Genomic DNA, 20,430 nt, shown 5'->3' with positions numbered 1-20,430 from the left:
GTTCGTTAGCGCAAGCACAGGGTACTAATTACATTACTAACTACCGCACATTCATGTCTGCGAAGGTGTAAAATAATAACCAACCACCAACCACCAGGGTAAAGATATGATAGTCTATCGACAAAACTCCCCAGAACTGAAAGCCGCCTTCAAAAGGGAAGTCGATCGCAAAGTAGACCAGCGCCGCGAAACAGTCAGAGAGGCTATGGGTAACGGATTCTTTGGCATGATCGGAGAGACATTCTATGAATTCCAACAGTTTGGTAAGGATCTCAAAGGCTTCATGGGGGAAAGCCAAATCTCAACAAGATTAGCAAAACTACCTAATACCTGGGGAATGTTCCAAAACGCAATCATCCCCGGAACTTCAGGCAAACCAACCGAAATTGATATCCTCCTCATTGGGCCTGGTGGCATCTTCATCATTGAGGTCAAGAACTGGAAAGGCTCCTACAGTGCTATCGCTATCGAGGGAATAGCTATCCAACCTCAAAGAAGTTGTGTTAACGGTATTTAAAAGCGAATGCTATAAAAGTATAAGAAATCGGAAAGTAGAGGATCGTGGCAGTTAATCGAGATAAAGTAGACTTGTGGAAATCTGACGTTGCCCAGTCAATTGATTTTTACAATTACTGGTTTATGACTTTTGCACCCAAGGCATTTAGGGACACTCGCCTTGAAACCACAAAGCAGGTTGAACAAGCTCTTCAATGGACTGAAAACTTGACTAACATTCGCCCTGAAACTCTTCAGAAGCATCCTTCTGTATTGGCAATGCTTCGTATGACGACTTGTCCACCAATTGCACGCGATCGGCTTGTGGGTCTAGCGGGTATATCTTCTAACTTGGTGAAGAATATGGAACTTAACAACCGTGTTTCCCCGAAGATGAAGCAACCTCAATTAACAGAACAGCTTGAAATGATCGGGCAGATTATCACAAAAATGGCTGACCCTGATATTTTTGTGTGGAAGGAACGTGGCGATAAAGGTACGAAAGAAGAAATTTACCGTGCGTCAACCATCATTGCTGACCGTCTCTGTGGTTCAGTCGTTGACCCAATCATTAGAAATGCTCAAGAACAGCGCCAATTGGCTGCCATTAAACAGTGGCTTGAAGCCCGTGGTTATCGTGAAATTGAACCTGGTGAAGCAGAAGATTTCCTTTCGATGCCGAAAGGTACGTTTTCATTTCGCTTCAACATCCCTGTAATACTGGCTGGTGGCAAACAGGTCAATATACCTGTTGATGCCGTTATCATGCGTAAAGATGCTCAAAAGGGGGATTTTCCAGAACTATTTGAAGCAAAGTCTGCTGGTGATTTTACGAACACAAATAAACGGCGAAAGGAAGAGGCTGTCAAAATACAACAACTTCGCAAAACTTATGGTGAAAAAATTTCCTTTAACTTATTTTTGTGCGGTTATTTTGATTCAGGTTATCTTGGCTATGAAGCGGCTGAAGGTATTGATTGGGTATGGGAACACCGAATTGACGACATGGCATCTTTGGGTTTGTAACAATGAAAATTTTTGATCAACTTGAAAGTGAGCGTCAGGTATTACAAGCTAAACTGGATAGCTTGAAAACGCAAGAGGAACGAAATGCTATGGGGCAGTTTTCAACACCTATTACCCTTGCTAAGGATATGCTGACTCATGCAAAGAAAATTATGCCGAAATACAGTAAAGTTCGCTTTCTCGATCCGGCTTTTGGTACAGGTTCATTGTACAGTGCATTAAACACTGTATTCCCTTCAAAACAGATTGAACTTTCAACTGGTTACGAAATTGACGAACACTATGGAAAACCTGCATGTGAGTTTTGGTCAAAAACCAAACTCAATTACCAATTAGCAGACTTTACAAAACAAAAGCCACCTGATGAAGCTGAAAAATACAATTTGATCGTCTGCAATCCGCCATATGTTCGTCACCATCATATTAATGGACAAAAGAAACGATTACAAGCGGAAGTTTTGTCAGTTGCAAATATAAAGTTATCCGGATTGTCTGGTCTTTATTGCTATTTCATAGTGCTTTCACACTCGTGGATGAAAAAAAATGGAATTGCTGGTTGGTTAATTCCCAGTGAATTCATGGATGTAAATTATGGTCAAGCGATTAAAGATTATCTGCTGAATAAAGTGACTTTGCTCCAGATTCATCGATTTGACCCTAATGAAGTTCAATTTGATGATGCTCTTGTTTCATCAGCGATTGTTTGGTTTAAGAACAAAAAGCCCCCTAAAACTCACGAGGTAAAGTTTACCTATGGTGGAACCCTTGATAACCCTGCTGATGAAAAAAATGTTCCCCTTGAGATTTTAGCAACAGAAAAGAAATGGACACGCTTTCCACTATTTAAGGAACGTGAAGAAACCAATGCACCAAAGTTAGGCGATTTTTTTACTGTGAAGCGTGGTATTGCGACAGGTGACAATAAATTTTTTATCCTCACACGCGAACAAATTGAAATCCATGGTTTGCCGCTTGAACAGTTCCGGCCAATCTTGCCCAGTCCTCGCTACTTAGATACCACTGAAGTCAAGGCAGATAAAAAAGGTTTTCCTGACATTAAAAACCCTTTGTTTGTATTAAACTGTAACCTTCCTATTGATGAAGTTAAACGGCTTTACCCTCCACTATACATATACCTTAATCAAGGCATTCAGTCTGGTGTATCTGAAAGATATTTGTGCAAAAGTCGTAAAATTTGGTATTCCCAAGAAAGCAGGACTGAAAGCCTTTTTTATTTCACATATATTGGGCGTTCTGATAAACAAAGTAAAAAAACATTTCGTTTTATCCTGAATCGTTCCAAAGCAATTGTTGCAAATTCCTACTTAATCCTTTATCCCCAGCCAAGTTTGAGAAAAGAAATTGATCAAAACCCGGAGCTGAGTAAAAGCTTGCTTAAAGCCTTGAATCAGATCGCAAGTAAAGTCATGCTTAATGAAGGGCGTGTATATGGTGGTGGTATGCACAAAATAGAACCCAAAGAACTGGCTAGTGTTACTGCAATAGAAATTGGCGTTATTCTGGAGAACGTTTCTAAGGGTAAGGAAAGTTTGATCTGATTAAGGGCTTCTAAGTTGAGTGAAAAAGACACTCCCGACGCAGGGATAGGCGATCGCCAGTAAAAATCTTGCAGGTTGGGACTAGAATGAGTATACTTAAATACTGTGAGTACAGGTCTATCGAGTTCCTATGCTGATTTTCTTTATTCATGGTGTCGCCACGCGGAATATTCAATACGCTGATGCACTCAAAAAGTCCCTCAAACAACTCAGCCAAAAATTAAACCAACCTGCCCCCATCTTTTATGCCAGCTTTTGGGGAAATGCCCTCAGCGATATGCAAAAAGTTTGGAATTATATCGATCAAGATTTACAAACTCTGAAACGCGAAAATCCTCAAATTGAGATTAAGGACTCTCTGCGCTATCGCAGTTTTAGAGAAGACCTTCTCTCCCAATTTGCCGGAGATTTATTTACCTATCTGAATCCCAAACGTGGGTTACAAATTCGCAAAACCCTAGCCCAGCAACTCATTGATTTTCTCAAAGAGAATCCCACAGAAGATGATCTGCACATCATTTGCCATTCCCTAGGCACAGTCATCTTATGGGATATTTTATTTTCTGACCGGTTTGCCAACAATGATCCAGCCCATACCATCCGCAGAATCATCCGTCATCTATCAGAAAATCCCACTCGAAGAATGGTCAACCTGAAAACCATTACGACCATGGGATCGCCGATTCTCTTCTTAAATACTATGTTAGCCGTCAACCCTCAATCGGTGAAAGACTTTTCCAAAAAACAGGGGAATTCAGGTCTAAAATGGCTCAATCTCATCGCTTCTTCTGATTTAATTGCCTATCCTTTAAAATCGAGTTTCGAGTTAACGCCAACAGATAACTTAAAAGTCCAAGATATTTACGTTGAGACCGATATTAATATGGTTGCCATGGCTGCACGCTCTTTAGGTCAAGATATGGCATCCATGGCTTTAGATGCCCGTAAATCTCATAAAGGATATTTTCAGTCTCCTAGGGTTGCCGAACTTATTTTTGCCCATATTCAAGAGAAGACTATACAGAGTGTTTTAGATCAAACCTATCTGCATTGGGTGATTGATGAATTAAAGACCGTTAAAGGAATGACTGAGAATAAACTGAAACTACACATTAACGATGAACCTAAACTTCAGCTCACCTTATCCGATGGGAGTGGTGTTTTATTCCATGTGGTAAATGTGGCCAAAGTTCACCATATTTATCTCTTTGACCGTCAAAATATATGCCGGTTTGCCGGGTATGTGGGATGGCTCGACACCAAGTATTTAGAGGAGTGTATTGAGTCAATTCAAACCCAATGGTGTGATGCCCTTTAGTTGAGTCGTGTGGTGACAACCCTAAAATGGTGGGTTACGGCGGATTGATAGATTGCTGTCAGAGTCTAAGTTTTAGCCGCCTAACCCACCCTACGCTAATGCCCTATTTTAGTGCGGTCACGACACTACTTCTATTGCTGCTAAAATCTATCCCAGAAAAGGTCTAGAGTGCTTCTTGATAAGCAAATATAGTCAATTTAAATAAAAATGAGACATTATGTAAGTCAATGTGTAAGGTGGGCACTGCCCACCCTACTCGTTGGTGTCTCACTGTTAATTGAATCAACTATACTTCAACTGAAATAGATTTAATCGGTTTAGCTTCACCGTGGAGCATCACTCTAATTCTCTCCGTTGTTTCTCGATTAAAACTTTCTTCACCACACCGAGAACAAACCTTGACTGGAATTTGTTCTACTAGATAAAACTTACCGTCAATCTGAAAAAATTCACTAATTAGCTCAGAGTGATATTGTTCTGAACTGCAAACATGGCATTTAAACATCACGATCTCCTGTTTTGGTAATCGATTCATTCATTGAAATGATAAAATTAATCATTATCTAACCTAGTGCGTGCGTGTATGTCAGCCGAAATTATTTGTGTGGGCACAGAGTTGCTCCTCGGAGATATTCTTAATCGGAATGCCCAGTTTTTAGCCCAAGAATTGGCCCAGTTAGGGATTCCCCACTACTATCAAACCGTGGTGGGGGATAATGTGGAGCGTCTGAAACAGGCGATCGCCACTGCCCTGGATCGCAAGTCAGAAATCATACTCTTTACCGGAGGACTCGGCCCCACTCCCGATGACCTCACCTGTGAAACCATTGCCTCCTTCTTTGAAACCCCCTTAATTGAGCGCCCGGAAGTGATCGCCGACATTGAAGCCAAATATGCCCAACGGGGGCGCACCATGAACCCCAGCAACCGCAAACAAGCCCTCAGCCCAGAAGGAGCCATGATTTTACCCAACCCCAGTGGAACCGCTCCGGGCATTATCTGGCATCCGCGCCCCCATTTAACCCTCATGACCTTTCCTGGAGTTCCCAGCGAAATGCATCGCATGTGGAAAGAAACAGCCGTTCCCTACCTCAAACAGCAGGGATGGGGCGAAACCATGATTTATAGCCGCACCCTCAAGTTTTGGGGCATTGGGGAATCTGCCCTAGTGGAAAAAATCCCCGAAGTCTTTGACTATAAAAACCCTACAGTCGCCCCTTATGCGGGTAAAGGGTTGGTGAAGTTGCGAATTTCCACCCGTGTCAGGTCTGAACCCGAAGCCCAAGCCCTGATTAATCCCGTAGAAGAACATATTCGAGCCATGGTTGGAGAATACTGCTTCGGAGTCAATGACCAAACCTTAGCCGATGTAGTGGGCAAACTATTGCTAGAGGCGGGACAAACCTTAGCCGTCGCCGAATCTTGCACCGGAGGCGGTTTAGGGGCGGCTATTACCGCCGTGCCGGGCAGTTCTGCCTATTTTAGGGGGGGAGTCATTGCCTATGAGAATCAGGTCAAGGAGAGCCTGTTAGGGGTGAATCCAGACGATTTAGAAGCCTATGGAGCAGTGAGCGATCGCGTCGCCGAACAAATGGCACAGGGTATTCAACAGAAATTAAACACCGATTGGGCCCTCAGTATCACCGGCATTGCCGGCCCCGGTGGTGGCACACCCGAAAAGCCCGTCGGCTTAGTTTACATCGGATTAGCCTCACCCAACGGGGAAGTGAAAAGTTATCGCCAACAGTTAGCCAGTATCTTAGATCGCTCCATCCTACGCGATTTCAGTCAATCCTGGGCTTTGGATCATCTCCGCCAACACTTGCTGAAATCTTAAACTTTTGAAAACTCAGAGCTACAAAGGTTGCTCATCTGCGATCATTCGTTATGATCGAAGAAAGGATTAAGCCTTTGATTGACTAACCCAGTGTCAATATACTGGGTCAAAGTTCAGCGAAAGGAGCTTCATACTGAATGGACTATATCGACGAAATCTGGGAAAAGATCAAAGAATTGGCTCGTAAACTGATTGAAGCCCTCTTAGGGCCAGATGTCCAGCCTGAACCTGAGCCGATTCCCATTCCCGTCAATGACCGCGAAAAGAGACGCTAAAGTGTTCTATCAACTGAGGATCTGAAAACTTGTTGAACGTTTTGGTATTGCACGGCCCTAATCTCAATCTGTTGGGGCTGCGAGAACCAGGAATCTATGGTTCGACGACTCTAGCCCAGATTAACCAACAATTGAAAGAGGATGGCAAAATCCTTCAAGCGGAGGTAACCCCCTTTCAATCCAATCATGAGGGAGAATTGATCGATACCATACACCAGGCGGTCGATCGCTATCAAGGCATTATCATTAATGCCGGAGCCTATACTCATACCAGTGTAGCCCTCAGAGATGCGATCGCCGCCGTTTCTATTCCTACCGTCGAGGTTCACCTCAGCAACATTTATCGTCGCGAACCCTTCCGCCACCACTCCTATTTAGCACCGGTGGTTGTTGGTCAAATTAGCGGTTTCGGCCCAGAAAGCTATCGTTTAGGGTTACAAGCCCTAGTCTCTCATCTTCAGCTAAAAGCTATTCACCCATAGCTTTTAGCTCTTTATTTGCCAAAAAATGGGTAAGGTGAGCAGGGCTTAGAGTTCTCGAAATAATAGCTGATCCTCCTGCCCACCCTACGATGATTCTGTTTAATTAACTCCCTTTCTTGGGCTTCGGCTTCTTCTTAGCCAAGGGCAAAAAGCGATCGAGAGCCGCCTTGAGTTGATCCAGCTCTTCCTCAATATTCCCCTCACGAGCCGCTCGACCAATACATTCGGTTAAATGTTCATCTAAAATAATTCGAGAAACGCGATCGATCGCCCCCCGGACTGCTGCCAATTGGATCAACACATCAGGACAGGGGGTACTTTGTTGTACCATACCCTTAATTCCCCTCACATGGCCCTCAATCCGCGAGAGCTGATTGACAATTTGCCGTAGGGACTCTTCACTATGAACGTGGGGGTGTAAGGTATGGGGTTCATGGGGATGGTGATGATGGGGTAAAGATTCAGGAGGATTAGGAGATGGAGAGTGGGTCATTAGATGAAGGTCAATATTGCCAGCCGTGATTACTTTGAGCATTATGTTAATTGTAGAACAAATTTAGGGTTATGACTCCTGAAGATATTAATCATGTGTTAGATGAACTATTTGCTGACCAGATCTCTGAAGTCAGTCCAGGCTCCTGGAAAATCGATCGGGAAAATTTACGATTATTGATACTGCTCTCCGACGATGAATCCTGGGTCATGGGGTTAGCACCGATGGCTCCAGTTGAAGAAGCAAAACCCTTTTTTCAAGACCTATTAGAGTCCAATTTTGAGTTCACCCAAGAAACTCGCTATGCTATCCATCAAGGGGTGATATGGGTCGTTTATCGCCACCCATTAGAGAGCTTAAAACCAGAACCTTTTGCAGAGGCGATCGGGCGGTTAACTCGCTTGCAAGAAGAAGGTTTAACCCCTTATTTTAAGGCCCAATTAGATCGGCAGTTACGGATGATTGTGGAAGTCTCCAAAGCCCAAGGACAAACCCTAGAAGGGACTTTACAAACCCTGCATCGATTTTATGAAGAAGGGATGATGGGAGAATTATCGCAAAATGCCCAACAACGGGAGCAAGTTTTAGCCGCTTGGAAACAGCAACTAGAGCGACTCTGGCCAGAGGTATAACAGATGAATGCAACGCGCTGGAGGGTTTTAACTCCCTATTTATTTTTGCTTCCTGCCCTATCCATTTTAAGTTTAACTGTGTTTTGGCCCGCTTTGCAAGCCATTTATCTCAGTTTATTTAACTATGATTTGATCGGCCAGCAAACCCAATGGATCGGGTTAAAAAACTTCCAGCGACTAGGGAGCGATCGCCTGTTTTGGCAAACCCTCAGTAATACCCTGCTTTATCTCCTCTGTGTTGTCCCTTTACTGGTCATTCTTCCCCTAGGATTAGCCATTTTAGTCAATCGAAAAATTAAAGGGATCAGTGGTTTTAGAGCCGCTTTCTATACCCCTGTCATTATTTCCATGGTCGTTGCCGGAATTGCCTGGCGATGGCTCTATGCTGAAAATGGCTTATTCAACCAAACGTTAACCTATTTGCATCTGCCTACTATTCCCTGGTTAACCAGTCCCCAATGGGCGATTTATAGCGTTATGGTGGTTACCATATGGAAAGGGCTGGGCTATTACATGGTTATCTATTTAGCTGGACTACAAGGTATTCCCCAGGAACTCTACGAAGCAGCAGCAATTGATGGTTCAGATGGCATCATTAAGCATTGGGATATTACCCTACCCTTGATGAAACCTTATTTATTTTTAGTGGCCGTTATTTCTGCAATTTCCGCCACCAAAGTGTTTGAAGAGGTGTATATTATGACCCAAGGAGGGCCGAGAAATAGCTCTAAGACTTTGGTTTATTATGTTTATGAACAGGCGTTTCAGAAGTTAGAAATTAGTTATGCTTGCACGATTGGTTTAGTTCTCTTTTTAGTGATTATGGGCTTGTCGATTGTAAATTTGAAGTTAGGAGGAGTAAGGAGTAAGGAGTAATGAGTAATGAGTAAGAAAGTCCCTCTGAGTGTTGTGTAAGGGCAGATTGAGGGCGATTCAAATGTCCCCCATAGCAGCGAAAACTGCTGTAATGAGGAGAGAAAGAAATTAGAAGATAAAGACTAATTTTAGTGACCAATTGGGGGGAGAAGTTTCAAAAGAGCGGATAATTTGAATTTGCTGGATAAATTCGCGCAAGTAAAATCGCCGTTCTGATTCCGAGAGATCGAGCCAAAATTGGGGAATAGAAACAGCTTGGGCGACTGAGGCTAAATTAACTGGAGGCAGTTCAGCTAAACGGGCTTGGAGTTGAGAGAGTTCTGTGCGGAGTTTGTAAGCACGAAGATCTGCCGTTTGTGGATCTAGAATTTGCCTTTCTTTCAGGTCAGGAAGTTGGTTTAAGATCTGTTGATTTTGCTTGATTTTTTGCTGAAGTTGTGATTTAATTTCATCGAGATCCGGTAGGGTGAGTCCAGATATGGCTTGCTGTAAATCTTGGCAGATTTTGGTGATAGTTGCGTCTAAAACTTGTTGGTAGCGCAAGCTTTTACATTTAGGGGTGCGGGAACAGTGGATGGGGCGTAGATACAGGTATTCACCGGGTTGACGATGACGGGTGACGCGGGTGATTTTCATCCCGGATTGGCAATTTTGACAGGAAACTAAGCCTGCGAGCGATCGCGGAGCGCTGGCAGAGCGGGGGGGGAGGCGACGATTGCGACGCAGGAGGCGATCGATTTGGGCGGCTTCTTCTCGTGAGAGAATGGGGGGATGGGTATTGGCGAGAATTTCGCCGTTTTTAAAGGCAGTATCTCCGCGATAAACGGGATTAGTGAGCCATCGTTTTCCGGTGGAGACGGAGATTTTTTTGCGATATTTTTGATTGAGGTAACGAACGGCGGCACGTACTGAACCATAGAGGAGAAAATGGTCAAAAAAGTCTTTAACAACGGGGGCGTAACTGCGGTCTAGGATATAGCTATTTTTGCTGCGTTTATAGCCGTAGGGGGCTTTTCCGGGTGGGGGTTTGGCTTGCAGACGGTTTTGAGCATGGCCTTGGCGGATGCGGAGGCTGCGATAATAGGTTTGAAGATGATTAAAGAGTTGCAGAATTTGGGCGCGATCGCCTCTATCTTCCCCTATACCCTGCTCTTCTCCCTGGAGTGCAATCACTTTGACGTTCCGCGACTCTAAGCGCAAAAGCGCATGGGCCATGGTTTCTAGGGTATCACCGAGTTCTTCAAGTCGCCGAATCAGGAGATAAAGCTCCTCGGTTTCTTCCTCCTTTTCCAGGTCTTGAAAGAGGGTGTTGAGTTGCGCTCTGTCCCCTAAATCTTGGTAGATGCGATCGACTTCCCACCCCCAAATGGTTGGATCGGGGGGAGATTCGAGGATGGGGTCACACCAAACATAGGCGAAGATTTTCATAGGGGAATTTTAACGCAGATGTTGCCCAGTACCCCCATCAGCCGGATCGAGAAAGGGCCGGAGATCGATGCCGTTGGATAAGGTGCGCGGTTGGGGAGTTGGGGGTTGGGGGTTGGGAATGCGGTTCAGTCCCGATAGATCGCGGTTGGTGACTTGGCCGAGTAGATCTAACCAGTTGCGGGTGTTGCGTCCTTCGGTAAAGGTGGTAACGGGGAGGGTGCTTTGGCCGCTGTCGGCGATCGCCAAATTCTGAAACACGCGATCGCGAATTAACCCTGGATCGCGTCCGGGAGGAACCGTCAGCACAATGCGACAACGAGAGTCTGCACGGGTGGTTACACAAACCGTATCATAACCATTTTCAAAACCGGTTTGCAATTCCAGCAGGCCATCGGCCCGATAAAATTCCAGTCGTCTGCTAATTTCTGCACAGCGACGCTCCGGTGTCCATCCTCCTCCGAGTTCGATGGGAGTTGCCCAAGCATAGGCTTGACTGGGTTGGCTACTGGGGTGATACATTACCGTCGGCTGTCCCTGCTGGGTTTCGCAGGTAAACCGGGGTTTAGTTTCTACTGGAATACCTTCAGTAGGAGCAGTAGAAGAGGGTTCCGAGGGAGCTGGCCGAGTATCCACAGGAAAATTATGGGGCCAGGTTTGGGCCAGACTCGGAGAGGTCACGGCCAGGGCTGTAAAACTTAGAAGTAAGCTCAGATAAGGTTTCATAATTTGAAGCGTATTTGAATAACAACTTAACTCAGTAATGACGAGAGGCGATCGCTCTTAGGTTCCTGATTTTGGATCATTTAGAATTACCATATAAATCGCCAGTTTCCTAAAAAATCAGATTTATCACTTTAGTCCGGACGGTTATCAAGAAGTGTCAAACAGTCGCTGGTTTCGCGATCGCGATCTGAACGCTCTGATTCCGGTGTATATTGAGCGCGGCTGGGAAATGGGTTCGAGTGTGGCAATGCGAGAATTTGAAGATGCGCTGCGATCGCGAACTTAGTCTATTCAACAAGGCAATAATATTATGCTATAGTTTCGTTTTCGCTAAAAAATATTAGCCAGGGGATAAGAAATGATGGCTGTATCTTCGGTCATAATCCTCAGATCGCGTTCTAATGATTGACAAAGTAAAAGGCGATCGAATGGGTCTTTGTGTAAAGGAGGTAACTTCGCTAATTGAGCTACCGTTGTTTCGCGAATTGATAAACTGGCAATCTGGTGTTGTTCGCGTTGTTTAGGAAGGTAAATCTCCGGCGATTCTGGTAGAGGCAATTTTCCGAGTTGATATTTAACCATTGCTTCCCATACGGAAACGACGCTGAGGTAAACTTGGTTATCTGGATTGCTAATTCCGTTACGAAATCTCTCATCTAGTCGGCGGTTATTCGTAATCAACCACAGAAATATATGAGTGTCTAAGAGAATTTTCATGTATTGTAAAATAAGTCAACAATCTCGTCAGGAAGGGGATCGTTGAAATCATCGGGTACAACAAATTCACCTTCGCACAAACCAATAGGACGAGGCTCTTTTTGAGATGGATTGGTTGATATTGGTTTGATTTCAGCAATTGGGCGATCGGCTTGAGTTATGATTAACTGGTTCCCTTCTTCAATTAACTTGATAAATTCTGATAAATTTTGTTGAATATCATTTATATTGAGGGTAATCATAGCATTTTTTAGTTAAAGTCACCCTGATGGTAGCATAGATGAAGATCGATTATATCTCATTTTCAATGGATGCCACAGTGCGATCGCCATTTTCCTAAAAAACCAGATCTTTCAGCCAACTTAAAATACTCACGCCAAAGAAAATAATCCCCACGGAAACCGTTGCTCCGGCTAGAGACAGTCCGAGTCCGGCTAAACTGATAAAGCCGTCATCCTCAGATAAGCCAAAGCCGATGACAAAAATGGCGATCGCCGGTAAAGTATTCGTTCCGGGAATCGGAATCATCATCGACATCGACATCAGGGCGATCGCCACTCCCAACACCACTCGACCCGGTAAACTCGTACACACCGCACTCAGGCGAGGTTTAGTTAACCCCTCAATCTTCTGAAGCCAGGGAATCCCCGCATCTAGAACCCCTTGAACCTTGTTGAGCGGCATTTTTCCATGCAAAACTCGTTTCGGAAACCAAGGCTGCTTCGCGCCCCAAATAAGCTGTATTGCCAGTAAAAACATCACAATCCCAAACGGAATCGAATACCCCGGTGCAGGGATGGGTAAGGCAGATGGCAAAGACAACAACACAAACAAAAAACCAAAAACCCGCTCTCCTGCCAGTTCCAGCATTTCTGCTAAAGTCACCTCAGAAGAGCGGTTTTCTTGCCAAAAATAACGTTTAAATTCGACCGAAAGTTGAGCCATAAACGGGGAACAGAGTAAAGGGTGGAGTTTAGATCAGTCCCATCCTAACCTAAACTCTACCCTAACAATCTTAAGTTCCGACCGTCCAGCTATTCATGTATTCCACTTGCTCGTCGGTCAGGGTATCAATCTGAATACCCATAGCGGCCAACTTCAAGCGAGCAATTTCATGGTCAACTTCTTGGGGAATGGAATGCATACCCGGTTCGAGTTTACCGTGGTTTTTCACCAGGTATTCACAAGCCATAGCTTGGTTAGCGAAACTCATATCCATTACGGCGCTGGGGTGTCCTTCAGCCGCAGCCAAGTTAATTAAACGACCTTCGCCCAGAACCACCACAGATTTACCGCTTGGCAGCACATATTGTTGAGTGAAGGGGCGCACGTCCTTAACTTCCGTGGCCATTTTACCCAAGCTGTCTAGGTCAATTTCGATGTCGAAGTGACCGGAGTTACAAACCATGGCTCCGTCTTTCATCACTTCAAAATGCTCTTTGCGGATCACATGCTTATTCCCGGTGACGGTAATAAACAGGTCGGCTTGGGGAGCAGCTTCGGCCATGGGCATAACCCGGAAACCGTCCATGGTGGCTTCAATGGCGCGAACGGAGTCTACTTCGGTAACGATGACATTTGCACCGAGACCGCGTGCCCGCAGTGCTGCACCTTTACCGCACCAGCCATAACCAACGACTACCGCGTTTTTACCGGCTAAGAGGACATTAGTAGCGCGGATGATACCATCCAGGGTAGATTGACCGGTTCCATAGCGGTTATCGAAGAAGTGCTTGGTGTCCGCATCATTGACGTTCATTGCGGGGAAGGTAAGAACCCCATCCTTGAACATGGCTTTCAAGCGCACGATACCGGTGGTAGTTTCTTCGGTTGTGCCAATGATTTCGGGAACTTGTTCTTGACGTTCCTTGACCAGTTCAGCAACCACGTCACTACCATCATCAATAATGATTTGGGGATGGTGGTCTAGGGCGACTTGCACATGGCGTTTGTAGGTTGGGGTGTCTTCTCCTTTGAGGGCATAAACCCGAATACCATAGTCTTTAACTAAGCAAGCGGCAACATCATCTTGGGTAGAGAGGGGGTTACTTGCAATTAAAATCGCGTCAGCACCTGCTGCTTGAAGGGCGATCGCCAAATTCGCGGTTTCAGTGGTAACGTGACAGCAGGCAACTAGCCGAATTCCGTCTAAGGGTTTTTCTTTGGCAAACCGTTCCCGAATTTGCTTGAGAACTGGCATTTCCCGTCCTGCCCATTCAATGCGCTGTTTGCCTAAAGGGGCTAAGGAAATGTCTTTGATGTCGTAATTGAGCTTTTCGGCTATTGCAGTCATAAGATCTACTGAAGATAATTGGTTCACAAGTGTTAGGTGGGCATCATTGACCTGAGACTGATGGCAAGCATTTACAAGCATACAGTTCTGGGTCTGAGTTTTTACCACCCATACCTCGACTGACCGTTCAAGATGAGGTCTTGCTCAGGATTGTGATGTTGCGAGTCTTGTCTTTAGGATTACTGAAGTACAAGGCGCAAATTTCCCATAGAATAGTTTATCATCTCGATTGACCAACCACAGATCTTTTTTCTGAGGTGTCTTGTTCTTCAGTGTGGTGTTTACCTTTTCCGGATCGGGTGAGGGTTGAGGGTTAAGCTCAGGTTATGGAATTGCAAATCAAAGCGTATCGGCGTTGGTTATTTGTGAGTTTGATGGGGATTATTCCTTTGGGAATGGCGACGAAGTTTTATCGCGGTTGGGGAGAAGGGTGGATTAATGATTATGCTGGCGGTATTCTCTATGAAATTTTGTGGATGATTTTAGTTACCTTAGCTTGGCCAAGATTAAAGCTTTGGAAAGTGGCGATCGCCGTTTTTCTGTTCACCTGTTTTCTGGAAGTCCTGCAACTGTGGCATCCTCCCCTACTGCAAGCGATGCGATCGACCTTGTTGGGTAAACTGATCCTAGGAACAACCTTTGTGTGGTGGGATTTTCCTCATTATGCGATCGGCTGCTTTCTAGGTTGGTTCGGTTTACATGAGCTGCAAAAATCCTTAAAGCCTCCCCATTAGAAAATTTCCCATCATAGAGCGAAGCGCTATAAGCCTTCAATTTCAGCATCTTTGTACCATTCTTCCAGTTGTTGTTGTTGGGTACGACGGGAGGGACGGCGATATTTTTTTGTATTCAGCTTAGGTTCATAACTATTATCACCTTTGCGCTTCAGGGTAGACTCCGGATCGCTTTGGCGATCGCGCTGTTCTTGACGGGCGATCGCCTCTTCCAAAAACATCAGATAATGGTCGTAGCGCTCCCACTCTCCCCGAATCCCACACTCTGGTTCATCCCGGTGTAAACAGTCACTAAACTGACAAGTCTCGACCTTCATCAGACCCCGCACTTCGGGAAAATAGTGGCCTAACTGTTCCGGGGGATAATCGACATCTGGCTGATTAAATCCCGGTGTATCCGCCAACAGTCCCCCACCCGGTAACTTAAACAACTCCACATGACGGGTGGTGTGTCGTCCCTTTTGCAGTTTCCCGGACACTTTGCCAACTCGTAAATGAGCATCAGGAATCAGAGCATTAATTAAACTCGATTTTCCCACCCCAGAGGGCCCGGCAACGATGGTGACTCGTTGGGCCAACTGCTGCGACAGTTCAGTTAATCCCTGGCCACTAACCACGCTAATAAACAGAGGCACATAACCCCATTGTCCTAACCGGTGATGCCATTGCTCTTGCCACTGAGTCGAAACCAGGTCACTTTTATTCAAACAGAGACACACCTTCAGTTCAGTCGATTCCCCTTTGACTAAGAATCGGCTCAGTTGGTAGGGTTCGAGGGCCGGTCGATCGACGGAAAAGACCAGTAATATTTGATCGGCATTGGCCACAGGCGGCCGAGATAACTCCGTGGTGCGGGGATAAACTTCGGCGATCGCCCCCCGCAAACCCGACCAATCTGGATCTTCCACCCGCACGCGATCGCCCACCATCACCCGTTGACCAATCTTCTTCAGTCGCGATCTTCGGGTACAGAGCAAAGGAGTCTCATCCTGATCATCAAGCTGAACCTGATAGAAATTCGCTTGAACCGCTAACACCGTACCCACCCAAACCTGATTCATGGTGAAGGCGAGTTCTCCGTTTCCGGTCTCCGGACTTGGAGTCTAAAAAATGGCTCATCCTTGCCCTCGCTAAATTCTTCTAGTCCCTCAATGGGATAGCCTGCCATTTTCAGACTATCCGGAACCTGCTCAATGGGTTCGCCTGCATCTAACCAGACTTCCAACAGGGAACCCGGAGCCATTTTTTCCAGTTGGAGCTTAGTACGCACAAAATTGAGAGGGCAAGGCGTACCCCGTAAATCCAGTTGAGTGTCAGGAGTACCTAAATTCATCTGGGGACTCATTTATTAAAAATCCCCCCAAAAAATCCACCCCCCTTATCTTGGCGATCGCCCCGTAAGCGCTCCAACTCCTTCAAATGCTCCTTCTCCTCAGCATTCAACTGTTTCGGATTCGGAATATCCACCGCCACCGTAATCAAATGATCCCCTCGGCTGACCGGATTTCCCAATCGAGGAACCCCTCGATTTTCCAGAGTTAACACCGTACTCGGTTGCGTTCCTGGCGGAATCGTCAACTCTTCCGTACCATCCACCGTTTTTACCTGCACACGAGAGCCAAGAATTGCCTGTAAATAACTCACCTTAATTTCCGACAGTACATTAATACCATCCCGCCGGAAATCCGCATCCTCATTCACAAACAAATACACATACAAATCGCCTGGAGGGCCACCCTGCTGTCCCGAATCTCCCTCATTAGAGACCCGCAACCGAGTGCCATTATCTACCCCTGCTGGGATATTAATCTTCAATTTCTTCGTAACCTGCTTATTTCCACTGCCTCCACAATCATTACACTTATCCTGAATCACCTGTCCTTGACCATTACAAGCCGGACACACAGACACCTGAGTGAAACTTCCAAAAGGCGTGCGGGTTGCTCGGCGGATTTGTCCTGAACCGCCACAGGTTTGACAAGTCACGGGTTTGGTTCCCGGTTTAGCGCCCGAACCGCCACAGGTTTTACACCCTTCTAAGTGATTAATCCGAATCTCTTTTTCACCACCAAAAATAGCTTCCTTGAAGTCCAACTTCAAATCCAATCGTAAATCATCACCTCGGACTGGGCCCCGTCGTCTTGCACCTTGGGTTCCCATGCCACCTCCAGCAAAGCCACTGAAGAAGCTCTCAAAAATATCTGCAAAACCACCCATATCGCCAAAGTCCCCAAAACCAGGGCCTCCAGCTCCGCCACTGACTCCTGCTTCACCAAAGCGGTCATATCGAGCTTTCATCTCTGGTTCAGAGAGGACTTCATAAGCTCGGTTAATTTCTTTGAACTTATCTTCAGCTCCCGGTTCTTTATTAACATCCGGGTGATATTTTCGCGCCAACCTGCGGTAGGCTCGCTTGATTTCTTCTTTGTCTGCTTCGCGGGAAACACCGAGAATTTCATAGTAGTCGGCCATAGGGCGCTCTGTCTTTCAGGGATCTCTCAACAAGTGGGCATATAGAACTGCACATTATTATAGCGGTCTCTTGGGGAGGGAGACAGCTTAGTTTGACTTGAAGTTTTGACTATGGGGGTAAAACTTTGCAGGATTTACTCAATTTCTTCATAGTCAGCCGAAACGGTTTCGTCTTCCTCATCAAAGCTAAAATCTTCTTCCTCCTGAGCTGATTCTACTGGACTTTGAACGGTGGCTGCTCCGGAATCAATCACTGTTTCCCCTTGGCTAAAGTCATCAGTCGAACCTGAATCGGCATATACCGATGAGCCAATGGTAAATAGGATTTGTTGCAGCCCATGCATTTGTTCTTTGACCGCTTCCACGGTGGTGTCTGAAGCGCCTAAACTGGCCCGAAGTTGCTCAATGCGGCCTTGGGCTTCCACTTTCAGGTCTTCTGGAATTACGTCTTGATTTTGCTCTAATGTGGAATAGTAACTTTGGAATAGCCCTTCAGCTTGGTTTTTCAGTTCCGCTAATTGACGGCGTGTCCGGTCAGATTCGGAATAAACTTCCGCTTCCTGCCGCATTTTCTCGACTTCTGACTGACTTAAACCGCCGGTATTGGTAATTTCGATGCTTTGTTCGCGTCCCGTACCTTTATCCCGTGCGGATACCTTGAGGATACCATTGGCATCAATTTCAAAGGAGACTTCAATTTGAGGTACACCTCTGGGGGCGGGGGGAATGCCGGTGAGCTGGAATTTTCCTAGGCTCTTATTATCGGCAACCATGGCCCGTTCCCCTTGTAGCACATGGATTTCTACGCAAGTTTGGCCATCGGTGGCGGTGGAGAAGATTTGGGTTTTGCTGGTGGGAATGGTCGTATTGCGTTCGATGATTTTGGTGAAGACTTCACCGAGGGTTTCGATCCCTAGGGATAGGGGGGTGACATCGAGTAGCAACAGGTCTTTGATTTCGCCCCCCATTACCCCGCCTTGGATGGCAGCACCGAGGGCTACGGCTTCATCGGGGTTGACGGAGCGATCGGGTTTTTTGCCGTCGAAGTATTGGCAAAGGGCTTCTTGAACGGCGGGGATGCGAGTGGAACCACCAACTAAGATGATCCGGTCAATATCGTCTTTGGTTTTATCCCCGTCTTTGAGGGCTTGCTCAACCGGTTCTAAGGTTCCTCGAACCATATCTTGGGCTAATTCTTCAAATTGAGAGCGACTTAGCTCCATTTCTAGATGTTTGGGCCCGGTTTCATCGGCGGTGATAAAGGGGAGATTGATGGAGGTGGCCGTCATGTTGGAGAGTTCAATTTTGGCTTTTTCAGCCGCTTCTCGCAACCGTTGCAGGGCCATTTTGTCTACGGAGAGATCGATGCCTTCTTGGTCTTTGAATTCGTCAATCATCCAGGTGACGATGCAGTTATCGAAGTCGTCGCCTCCGAGATGGTTGTTGCCGGAGGTGGCGACGACTTCAAAGATGCCATCGCCGAGTTGGAGGATGGAGACATCGAAGGTTCCGCCACCGAGGTCAAAGACGAGGATCAGTTGTTCTTGGTCTTGTTTGTCGAGACCGTAGGAGAGGGCGGCGGCGGTGGGTTCGTTGATAATCCGTTGAACTTCTAGGCCGGCGATGTTGCCTGCGTCTTTGGTGGCTTGCCGTTGAGCGTCGGTAAAGTAGGCGGGAACGGTAATGACGGCTTCGGTAACGGGTTCTCCTAGGTAGTTTTCCGCGTCCTGTTTGAGTTTTTGCAGGATCATGGCGGAAATTTCTTGGGGGGTGTAGTTGCGCCCGCGCACTTGCACATCGACGGTGTTATCGCGACCCTGGATACATTTGTAGGGGACGCGGGAGCGCTCCCTTTCGGTGTCGTCCCAGCGTCTACCGATGAACCGTTTGATGCTATAGATGGTGTTTTCGGCGTTGGTGACAGCTTGCCGTTTGGCCAGTTGACCAATGAGGCGATCGCCAGCTTTGCCAAAGCCGACCATACTGGGAGTGGTTCTGCCGCCTTCTGCATTGGAGATGACGACGGGTTGACCTCCCTCTAATACCGATACACAACTATTAGTTGTGCCTAAATCAATCCCAATAACTTTTCCCATTTTAGCTGCCAGATGTTGAGGTTAATAACGGGTAATGGGTGAGCAGTAAGGGGTAAGGATTCAAGCTCGATAGTGACCTGAAGTTGGTAGAATTACCCTTTACTTTACCGAATTACCGTTGAGTTTTTAGATCACGGTTTTAGCTCTCAGTGTTTTCCGCTTCGGGTTCACTGCTGGGTTCGCTGGCTTCTTCCTCCACGGGGGGTTCTGGTTCGGCCTCTTCTTCTGGAGCTGATGCTACTTTTACCATGGCATGGCGTAAGACGCGATCATTGAGCAGATAGCCTCGCATGAGTTCTTCGGTTACTGTCCCTTCTGGGTATTCTGAGGTTGCTTCTCTCATGACGGCTTCATGGAGATTGGGATCGAATTCTTTGCCTTCTGCTCGCATGGGGGAAACGCCGATGCGCTTGAGACAATCGACTAATTGTTTGTAGACACTTTGATAACTTTTGTGAATGGTCATTTCCCCTTCGTTTTGGGGTTTGATATGCGATCGCGCTCGTTCAAAGTTATCGACTACAGGCAGTAATTCTTGTAGGGTCTTACACTTGGTCTGATCTTCTAAGTCCCCTTTTTCTTTCTGCGTCCGTTTGCGAAAGTTATCAAAATCCGCACCTAAACGTTGGTATTGAGCTTTAACTTCATCGTAACTCTGTTTCAAGGTTGCCAATTCAGATTCTTTACTGGCTAAGACTTCTGCTAGTAAGGCCGCTTGGGCAACGTCGGCTTCATGGGCAACCGGATCGGGAGTCGGTGAAGGGGCCGAAGTTGCGTCTTGGGTGGCTTGAGCTGCTTCGTCTTCCACGACTTCAACTGGATCTGCGTCCTTCTCCATGCGATCGCTGGGAATGCGATCTCTGGGAGTTTCTAGATCGACACCAGAAGCATTGGCTTCTTGTTCTGCCTGATGCAAGGGGTCTTCGGGGGTAGGACTCTGAGGATTTTCTACTGGCTTGGACTCATCCATCATT

The 20,430-nt window shown here is 46.3% G+C and carries 24 protein-coding genes; 11 read left to right on the top strand and 13 right to left on the bottom strand.

Features of this window, described 5'->3' with window-relative positions; all coding sequences use genetic code 11:
• Positions 1-106: 106 nt before the first annotated feature.
• The 4 genes from PMG25_RS24005 to PMG25_RS23990 all read left to right on the top strand — a co-directional run bounded on the left by PMG25_RS24005 (position 107) and on the right by PMG25_RS23990 (position 4,398).
• On the top strand, positions 107-517 hold the full coding sequence (locus PMG25_RS24005; protein ID WP_283769417.1) for a nuclease-related domain-containing protein: 411 nt from the start codon (positions 107-109) through the stop codon (positions 515-517).
• Between the two features lie 44 nt (positions 518-561).
• On the top strand, positions 562-1,521 hold the full coding sequence (locus tag PMG25_RS24000) for a XamI family restriction endonuclease (protein ID WP_283769416.1): 960 nt from the start codon (positions 562-564) through the stop codon (positions 1,519-1,521).
• A 2-nt stretch (positions 1,522-1,523) separates the two neighbouring features.
• The gene (locus PMG25_RS23995) at positions 1,524-3,080 is read left to right on the top strand and encodes an Eco57I restriction-modification methylase domain-containing protein (RefSeq protein WP_283769415.1); all 1,557 of its coding nucleotides are present in this window, start codon (positions 1,524-1,526) and stop codon (positions 3,078-3,080) included.
• A 130-nt stretch (positions 3,081-3,210) separates the two neighbouring features.
• Positions 3,211-4,398 (top strand): hypothetical protein, encoded by a 1,188-nt coding sequence (locus PMG25_RS23990; RefSeq protein WP_283769414.1) that lies wholly within the window; start codon positions 3,211-3,213, stop codon positions 4,396-4,398.
• Between the two features lie 286 nt (positions 4,399-4,684).
• Here the strand turns inward: PMG25_RS23990 and PMG25_RS24595 are convergent, their stop codons facing one another.
• Entirely contained in the window at positions 4,685-4,903 is a 219-nt protein-coding gene (locus PMG25_RS24595; RefSeq protein WP_347178935.1) for a YgiT-type zinc finger protein, read from the bottom strand.
• A 78-nt stretch (positions 4,904-4,981) separates the two neighbouring features.
• On the opposite strand from PMG25_RS24595, the gene PMG25_RS23985 reads away from it, so the two are divergent.
• From PMG25_RS23985 to aroQ, 3 genes are all read left to right on the top strand, one after another.
• Positions 4,982-6,235: a competence/damage-inducible protein A gene (locus PMG25_RS23985; RefSeq protein ID WP_283769413.1), complete on the top strand. Its 1,254-nt coding sequence runs from the start codon at positions 4,982-4,984 to the stop codon at positions 6,233-6,235.
• Between the two features lie 137 nt (positions 6,236-6,372).
• Entirely contained in the window at positions 6,373-6,510 is a 138-nt protein-coding gene (locus PMG25_RS23980) for a hypothetical protein (protein ID WP_283769412.1), read from the top strand.
• Positions 6,511-6,539: 29 nt separating this feature from the next.
• Positions 6,540-6,992 carry a type II 3-dehydroquinate dehydratase gene (gene aroQ / locus PMG25_RS23975; RefSeq protein ID WP_283769411.1) on the top strand — a complete coding sequence of 151 codons (453 nt, stop codon included), beginning with the start codon at positions 6,540-6,542 and terminating at the stop codon, positions 6,990-6,992.
• A gap of 103 nt (positions 6,993-7,095) precedes the next feature.
• On the opposite strand, the gene PMG25_RS23970 is transcribed toward aroQ, so the two are convergent.
• A complete protein-coding gene (locus PMG25_RS23970) occupies positions 7,096-7,485 on the bottom strand; it encodes a metal-sensing transcriptional repressor (protein ID WP_347178937.1) in 390 nt (129 codons plus the stop codon).
• 71 nt (positions 7,486-7,556) lie between these two features.
• Between PMG25_RS23970 and PMG25_RS23965 the strand changes: the two genes are divergently transcribed.
• Both PMG25_RS23965 and PMG25_RS23960 read left to right on the top strand, forming a co-directional pair.
• Positions 7,557-8,117 (top strand): type III secretion system chaperone family protein, encoded by a 561-nt coding sequence (locus PMG25_RS23965; protein WP_283769409.1) that lies wholly within the window; start codon positions 7,557-7,559, stop codon positions 8,115-8,117.
• A gap of 3 nt (positions 8,118-8,120) precedes the next feature.
• Complete coding sequence (locus tag PMG25_RS23960) at positions 8,121-8,993, top strand: carbohydrate ABC transporter permease (RefSeq protein ID WP_283769408.1); 873 nt, start codon at positions 8,121-8,123, stop codon at positions 8,991-8,993.
• A gap of 108 nt (positions 8,994-9,101) precedes the next feature.
• On the opposite strand, the gene PMG25_RS23955 is transcribed toward PMG25_RS23960, so the two are convergent.
• Both PMG25_RS23955 and PMG25_RS23950 read right to left on the bottom strand, forming a co-directional pair.
• Positions 9,102-10,421, bottom strand: coding sequence for a recombinase family protein (locus tag PMG25_RS23955; protein WP_283769407.1), 1,320 nt, complete (start codon positions 10,419-10,421; stop codon positions 9,102-9,104).
• 9 nt (positions 10,422-10,430) lie between these two features.
• Positions 10,431-11,144, bottom strand: coding sequence for a COP23 domain-containing protein (locus PMG25_RS23950; protein ID WP_283769406.1), 714 nt, complete (start codon positions 11,142-11,144; stop codon positions 10,431-10,433).
• A gap of 154 nt (positions 11,145-11,298) precedes the next feature.
• Between PMG25_RS23950 and PMG25_RS23945 the strand changes: the two genes are divergently transcribed.
• Entirely contained in the window at positions 11,299-11,430 is a 132-nt protein-coding gene (locus tag PMG25_RS23945) for a hypothetical protein (protein ID WP_283769405.1), read from the top strand.
• A 44-nt stretch (positions 11,431-11,474) separates the two neighbouring features.
• Here the strand turns inward: PMG25_RS23945 and PMG25_RS23940 are convergent, their stop codons facing one another.
• The 4 genes from PMG25_RS23940 to ahcY all read right to left on the bottom strand — a co-directional run bounded on the left by PMG25_RS23940 (position 11,475) and on the right by ahcY (position 14,154).
• On the bottom strand, positions 11,475-11,861 hold the full coding sequence (locus PMG25_RS23940) for a type II toxin-antitoxin system VapC family toxin (RefSeq protein WP_283769404.1): 387 nt from the start codon (positions 11,859-11,861) through the stop codon (positions 11,475-11,477).
• A complete protein-coding gene (locus tag PMG25_RS23935; protein WP_283769403.1) occupies positions 11,858-12,103 on the bottom strand; it encodes a type II toxin-antitoxin system Phd/YefM family antitoxin in 246 nt (81 codons plus the stop codon). Before PMG25_RS23935 ends, PMG25_RS23940 begins: the two co-directional genes overlap by 4 nt.
• Before the next feature lie 94 nt (positions 12,104-12,197).
• Positions 12,198-12,806, bottom strand: coding sequence for an exopolysaccharide biosynthesis protein (locus PMG25_RS23930; RefSeq protein WP_283769402.1), 609 nt, complete (start codon positions 12,804-12,806; stop codon positions 12,198-12,200).
• A gap of 70 nt (positions 12,807-12,876) precedes the next feature.
• Positions 12,877-14,154 (bottom strand): adenosylhomocysteinase, encoded by a 1,278-nt coding sequence (gene ahcY / locus PMG25_RS23925; protein WP_283769401.1) that lies wholly within the window; start codon positions 14,152-14,154, stop codon positions 12,877-12,879.
• A gap of 326 nt (positions 14,155-14,480) precedes the next feature.
• Between ahcY and PMG25_RS23920 the strand changes: the two genes are divergently transcribed.
• The gene (locus PMG25_RS23920; RefSeq protein ID WP_283769400.1) at positions 14,481-14,888 is read left to right on the top strand and encodes a ribosomal maturation YjgA family protein; all 408 of its coding nucleotides are present in this window, start codon (positions 14,481-14,483) and stop codon (positions 14,886-14,888) included.
• A 26-nt stretch (positions 14,889-14,914) separates the two neighbouring features.
• Here PMG25_RS23920 and rsgA read toward each other — a convergent pair whose 3' ends face one another.
• From rsgA to grpE, 5 genes are all read right to left on the bottom strand, one after another.
• Positions 14,915-15,949 carry a small ribosomal subunit biogenesis GTPase RsgA gene (gene rsgA / locus PMG25_RS23915; RefSeq protein ID WP_283769399.1) on the bottom strand — a complete coding sequence of 345 codons (1,035 nt, stop codon included), beginning with the start codon at positions 15,947-15,949 and terminating at the stop codon, positions 14,915-14,917.
• Complete coding sequence (locus tag PMG25_RS23910; protein WP_283769398.1) at positions 15,946-16,233, bottom strand: sulfurtransferase TusA family protein; 288 nt, start codon at positions 16,231-16,233, stop codon at positions 15,946-15,948. The genes rsgA and PMG25_RS23910 overlap by 4 nt, the downstream gene beginning before the upstream one ends.
• Complete coding sequence (gene dnaJ, locus PMG25_RS23905; protein ID WP_283769397.1) at positions 16,230-17,360, bottom strand: molecular chaperone DnaJ; 1,131 nt, start codon at positions 17,358-17,360, stop codon at positions 16,230-16,232. The genes PMG25_RS23910 and dnaJ overlap by 4 nt, the downstream gene beginning before the upstream one ends.
• Positions 17,361-17,494: 134 nt before the next feature.
• Positions 17,495-19,456, bottom strand: coding sequence for a molecular chaperone DnaK (gene dnaK / locus PMG25_RS23900; RefSeq protein WP_283769396.1), 1,962 nt, complete (start codon positions 19,454-19,456; stop codon positions 17,495-17,497).
• Between the two features lie 139 nt (positions 19,457-19,595).
• Positions 19,596-20,429, bottom strand: a complete 834-nt coding sequence (gene grpE, locus PMG25_RS23895) for a nucleotide exchange factor GrpE (RefSeq protein ID WP_430540983.1) — start codon at positions 20,427-20,429, stop codon at positions 19,596-19,598.
• Between the last annotated feature and the right edge of the window lies 1 nt (position 20,430).

It is taken from the genome of Roseofilum capinflatum BLCC-M114, from assembly GCF_030068505.1.
Lineage (GTDB): Bacteria > Cyanobacteriota > Cyanobacteriia > Cyanobacteriales > Desertifilaceae > Roseofilum > Roseofilum capinflatum.
This window is presented reverse-complemented; position numbering and strand designations above follow the sequence as displayed.